The 5,761-nt window shown below is 44.0% G+C and carries 3 protein-coding genes; 1 reads left to right on the top strand and 2 read right to left on the bottom strand.

What is annotated here, in order from left to right; translation table 11 throughout:
• Positions 1 to 153: 153 nt before the first annotated feature.
• Positions 154 to 2,079: a caspase family protein gene (locus ACRC32_RS12115; RefSeq protein WP_438554195.1), complete on the bottom strand. Its 1,926-nt coding sequence runs from the start codon at positions 2,077 to 2,079 to the stop codon at positions 154 to 156.
• Positions 2,080 to 2,421: 342 nt separating this feature from the next.
• Complete coding sequence (locus tag ACRC32_RS12110; protein WP_438554194.1) at positions 2,422 to 2,553, bottom strand: hypothetical protein; 132 nt, start codon at positions 2,551 to 2,553, stop codon at positions 2,422 to 2,424.
• Between the two features lie 361 nt (positions 2,554 to 2,914).
• On the opposite strand from ACRC32_RS12110, the gene ACRC32_RS12105 reads away from it, so the two are divergent.
• Positions 2,915 to 5,761: glycoside hydrolase family 15 protein (locus ACRC32_RS12105; protein ID WP_438554193.1), on the top strand; the 2,847-nt coding region annotated here is incomplete at its 3' end.

Raw genomic sequence — 5,761 nt, 5'->3', positions numbered from 1 at the left:
CTACGGTAAAACCATCAAGCAATACATCTCCACCTCCGAATAGTTTGCCTCCAGTTAATTCGCCCCCAGGTGGAGCCAGCCTAGAAGAAGAAGATCCCGGTTACAGGTGATTCTCGTTATCAGTGGCTAGTGGTTAGTTGTAATAATAACCATTCACTGTCCTAACTTAATTTCCCCTGCTTTATCTGCACTAGCGAGGGTTTTACCATCAGGACTTATAGCTACTGCATAAACATCTTCATCGTGTTTGCTTAAAGTATTGAACAGATCGCCCGACCGCGGATTCCATAACTTGATGGAATGGTCTTCTGCGCCGCTAATTAATACTTGTCCGTCCGCTCGAAAAGCCAGAGAATTAATGTGGTCTGAATGCCCTTTCAAAGTATGTAATAAATCTCCAGTCTGTAAATTCCACAATCGAATTGTATTGTCATTTCCACCACTTGCAACTATATTTCCATCGGGACTCATGGCGATCGCAATGACTCGACTAGTATGCCCTTGTAGCGTGCTGAGTAATTGTCCCGTGTTTAAATTCCAAACTCTGACTAAATTGTCTGCACCACCACTGACGATCGTGTAACCATTAGGACTAATTGCTACGGCACGAACTGCACTTGTATGTCCGCTCAAAGTTCGCAGTAAAACTCCCGTACTTAAATCCCAAACTTTAATCGTGCGATCGCTACTACCGCTGACAATATGTTTGTCATCGGGACTCACAGCCACAGCCCGAACTGCATCTGTATGTCCCCGCAAGGTACGGATCGGTTTCCCGGTTTGCAAATTCCAAACTTTAATCGTGCGATCGCTACTACCGCTAATTAATTTATCTCCGCCAGGATCGATCGCCACCGACCAAATTGCACCTGCATGAGCATCGGGAATTGTCCGAATTAATTCTCCAGTTTTTAAACTCCACAACTTAATTGCGCGATCGTTACCACAGCTAGCTAAAATTTGACTGTCAGGACTAAAAGCCAGCGACCAAACAGTATTAACATGTTCGAGTACCGTCGGTACTTGGTGATTATATGTCGTGTCTGCGGCAATAGTTTCGCTCATGGATAGCTGGCGCAAATCTTGCCAGCGAGTTGCACCATAAGCTATCCCTAATACTGCCAAAACTGTCAGTGTAACTGCCCCCAGCCAAGATTTTGGTTGGCGTTGAACGAGATCGTCTTCTACCGTTTTTTCCTGCATTTCGCTAGTTAAAACTGCTACCGTACTCTGACGGTCTGCTTCCCAATCTGTACCGCGATCGTCTGTACCTTTACTATGAGCTACGATCGCTGTATTAAGCGTTGCATTTTCCAACCACCAAAGTGCTGTTCTTCTAATAGTTGCTTGAGCTAAATAAATCTGCTGTGGGTCGTCAAGTGCGTGTATATTTGGTGCTAAATTTGTCGAGGTTTCTCCTAGTCTTCTCCTAATATACTGATGCATTTCTGCTACAGAAATTTTGCGATCGCGATCTAAATCTGCTGCGCCAGTTTCAATTCCTTCTACTAAGTAATGAGTATATGTTGAGAGTTCAAATCCCTTATGAGAACATTCTGTTGCTGTATTTCCAGCCGTCAATATTACCCTACCTATTCCGCCTAACTGCTGTTGAAGATTGCCCATCATGGGATTTTGCGTCCATTCATCTACAACCATAGAATTGTCAACGCAACAATCGAGAATGACAACCTGTTGTTCTGCCGGACTGTCATTCATGATATTTTTGACTAGATTGGCTGGAATTGCAGTCGGGGCAACCAGTTCTCCGTTTGGATTTTTACAAGTTAAGCGAGTGGGAAAGTAAAATCTGCCATAGCGATCGCTGACGTAATGACCGGAGAAGTATAACAATACTAAGTCATCTGGCTGGCGTGTCTGGGCGTTAAATAAAGTCGCGATCGCGACTTGCATTGTCAGCGGATCGGGATTTTTGAGGACTTCTACCTCTGTAAAACCACCCATTTCTGGATGCTGTAAGACCCGTTGCATTGCTACCAAATCTTTTCCGACCCCAGGTAGCCAGTTAAAACCAGGTCCGTAATCACTTACGCCGATCAGCAATGCCACTCTAGCCATTGGTGACTTCCTCCCTGATGTCCTGTAGATGCGTCGCCACCAGTCCCTACACGAATTCCAAGTGTTTTTTCATACAAGCCCATGAAAGCTTGATGCTACCTCTATAATTTTAAAGATAAAGTAAAGCAATTATTATTCAACAGCAAAAATATAGTTTGTTATGTCATCCTCGAACTCAAGCTTTTTAGTATCTTTTAATACTCGACTGGACGACCGAGTACTAGATTCAGACTGTTCATACCTACTTCTAGAGGAAGATTTATGTTTGTATAATTAATTCCTAAATATTAGAAAGCCAATGCTCGCCTTCTTTGAATTCACTCACAACATTGAGATGATTTTCTATTGACTGCGACGCAAGGAACCATCTGCATATAGTTGCAGCGGGACTAGTTCAACTTTGCCGTCAATCGTAACTTTGCTGTAGACAATTTTTACCAGAGGAGATTGTTGTTGATTGTATAAAATCGCCATATCGATTAGCTGCCTGTTGATTCGGTAAAGCCAATGGTATAAGAAAAGACAATACTAAGTTACGTATTCAGTAAAACTACTGATAGCGTTGTAGCTTAGAGTCGTTAAAGATTTGGTAAAGATGCGCGATCGCAGAGTGGGGATTTGATGAAGATTACAATAAATTTTCGTTTAATAGTGGCGATCGCGATTCAGTAGTACGGTGAGATTTCCAGTAGAATACGAACAAAATCTTAAATTAGCTTATCGTTCTTCTACTCAGACTCATCTACTCCTAAAGGATGAAATGTAACGATCTTTGCTTTTCTGTAGATAGCTTCACGACGCAACCGCCCGATTCCCGAGACAGTCAAACTTCAGTATGTATAAAACTGCCGCTCAGTTACCAGCGCGACTGGATTATTATTACCATCAGATTAAAACCATTATTTTATCTCGGCAGAATCCGATTTCTGGCTTGTTACCAGCCAGTACTGCCATCACTGCCCACGGAGATTATACCGATGCCTGGGTACGAGATAACGTCTACAGTATTTTAGCGGTCTGGGGTCTGGCGCTAGCATATCGTAAAGTCGATCCCGACAAAGGACGTACCTACGAATTAGAACACAGCGTTGTGAAGCTGATGCGAGGCTTGTTATTTGCCATGATGCGCCAAGCTACCAAAGTAGAAAGCTTCAAACACACTCAAGCTGCCCTAGATGCCTTGCACGCCAAGTACAATACTCAAACGGGTGATATTGTCGTCGGCGATAGTGAATGGGGACATCTACAACTCGATGCCACTTCCCTATTTTTATTGATACTGGCACAAATGACAGCTTCGGGGTTGCACGTCGTCTACACCATCGACGAAGTAAACTTCGTGCAAAATTTGGTTTATTACATCGGACGCACCTACCGTACCCCAGACTTTGGGATTTGGGAACGGGGAAACAAAATCAATCACGGTAATGCCGAATTGAATGCTAGTTCTGTAGGAATGGCAAAAGCAGCCTTAGAAGCCATGAACGGACTAGATTTATTTGGAGTTGGGGGTAGCCAAGCATCGGTGATTCACGTTTTACCCGATGAAATTGCCCGCGCCCGCATTACGTTAGAAAATTTGTTACCAAGGGAATCTGCGTCTAAAGAAGTTGATGCAGCCGTATTAAGCGTTATCGGTTATCCCGCATTTGCCGTAGAGGATCGACGCTTGCTAGAACGCACCCGCAATGACATTATTACTAAACTCCAAGGCAAATACGGTTGCAAGCGATTTTTACGTGACGGACATCAAACGGTGTTGGAAGACACCAACCGCCTGCATTACGAACCGCGGGAACTGAAGCAATTTGAACATATCGAATGCGAGTGGCCCCTATTTTTTACCTATTTGTTGCTAGATGGAATATTTAGAGGCGATCGCACGCAAGTTCAAGCATACCAGGAATACTTGGAAAAGATTGTCGTAGAACGAGACGGAGTGAAACTATTGCCAGAGTTGTACTACGTCCCGCAGGAAAACATCGCCGCAGAAAGGGCAAATCCCCAGACTCAAACTCGTCTACCAAATGAGAATGTCCCCTTAGTTTGGGCGCAAAGCCTGTATTTTCTCGGTCAAATGTTGAGTGAAGGGCTGGTATCAATTGGCGATATCGATCCTTTAGGAAAACATTTAAACATCGGTCGTCGCCAAGAAGCAATGGTACAAATTGCCTTACTTGCAGAAGATGAAGATTTACAAGCGAAACTAGCGGTTTACGGCATTGAAACCCAAACACCATCACAAGTAGAACCAATTCAAGTCCGCCAAGCCGGAGAACTATCAACTGTCTACACCCAAATTGGACGCAACGACAAATTAGGTTTGACAGGAAGACCAATTAGACGCTTGCGGAGTTTAACGACTTCGAGAATCTTTCGGATTCGCGATGAAACCGTGGTGTTTTTACCTTCTTTTCTCGATCCCCAACAATTTTATCTCACCCTCGATTACCACTTTTTAGTCGCACGACTCAAAAGCGAACTTGCATATATTAAACACCATTGGAGCGATTTAGGACGACCGACGGTAACGCTGATGTTAACCCATACCATGCTAGAAACGGAGAAAGAGGCGTTATTACCGTTGATGGAAGAACTCAGAAGCGGTGTTTGCAACGGCGTTCACGTTAAGCTGGGACGGTTGCAACAGTTGATGCTAACGGCAAAAACAGAACGGATTGATTTCTTGCATGAGTTAGATTTTACTCGCTTAGCAGTTAACAAGAGCGCGCAACGCAACTATTACCTGACGTTTCACCCCGAAAAAAACCTACCTTTAGGGATTACTCAAGAATTTCAGCTAGAATGCGAAACCAATCTCAGTCTGTTGTTAGGACAATTACGGGCTTCAGAGAATCTCTACGAACAAATTGAGTTATTGCAGACATTGTATCGCTTGCGCGGCTTAGATTTTGATACTGGTTTTGGCACTGGACGAGCGACGGTTGGCGATTTATTGGATGAAGTCTACATGAAGGCGGGAAATCTGTGCTTGTGGACGATTGTTCGCCGCGCCGCAGGACTGCGACGGATGATAGACGTGTCGCTTTCAGACGAGGTGACATCAATTCTAGTCAGGCAAAAACAAATTGCCGTAGGTAAGTCGTACAGCGAGGCTTCCTTGATTACCCAACCAATGTCCAATCAAGAAATTGGCGAAAAAATCGACCAGTTTTGCGGCGAAGATATTCGCGATCGCGTTTTAACTCAAGAAATGCTTAACTATTTAGGGGTATTGATTCGTACTGAACCCCATTTATTTAAGGGATTGCTGACACTGCGTGTCGGTTATTTAATCTTATTAATTACCAGCGAATTAGGGCAAGAATTAGGGCTGACTCAAGATGAAGCCTACGAACATTTGATGCAACTATCCCCATTTGAAGTGAAAATGCGCCTGCGCCAAGTTTTAATTGGTTATGAGGGAATGAATCAAGTCTTGCGTCAACGAGAATCGCTACACGTCAAACAGCCAGAAAGTGATATTGAATGGGTAGTACTGCCTGAAACCACAGATGAAGGGTTTGTCCCCTTGAGTGGTTGGCAACAGCAGCGACACTGGGATGGGTCGATGAATCGCGTTCCTCAAGACTTTTTCCAACGAGTTTGGCGGTTAATGAAACACTCTAAAGGCGTGATTATTGGCGATAAATTAGAACGTCGCAATCGTTTGGATAGCGAG

Source organism: Chroococcidiopsis sp. (assembly GCF_051657925.1).
Lineage (GTDB): Bacteria > Cyanobacteriota > Cyanobacteriia > Cyanobacteriales > Chroococcidiopsidaceae > Chroococcidiopsis.
Note: the sequence above shows the minus strand (reverse complement) of the source record. Positions and strands in the feature narration are given on the sequence as shown.

Excerpts from the sequence above, each read along its gene's own strand:
- ACRC32_RS12115 (WP_438554195.1), bottom strand. The coding sequence starts at position 2,079 with ATGGCTAGAGTGGCATTGCTGATCGGCGTAAGTGATTACGGACCTGGT.
- ACRC32_RS12110 (WP_438554194.1), bottom strand. The coding sequence starts at position 2,553 with ATGGCGATTTTATACAATCAACAACAATCTCCTCTGGTAAAAATTGTC.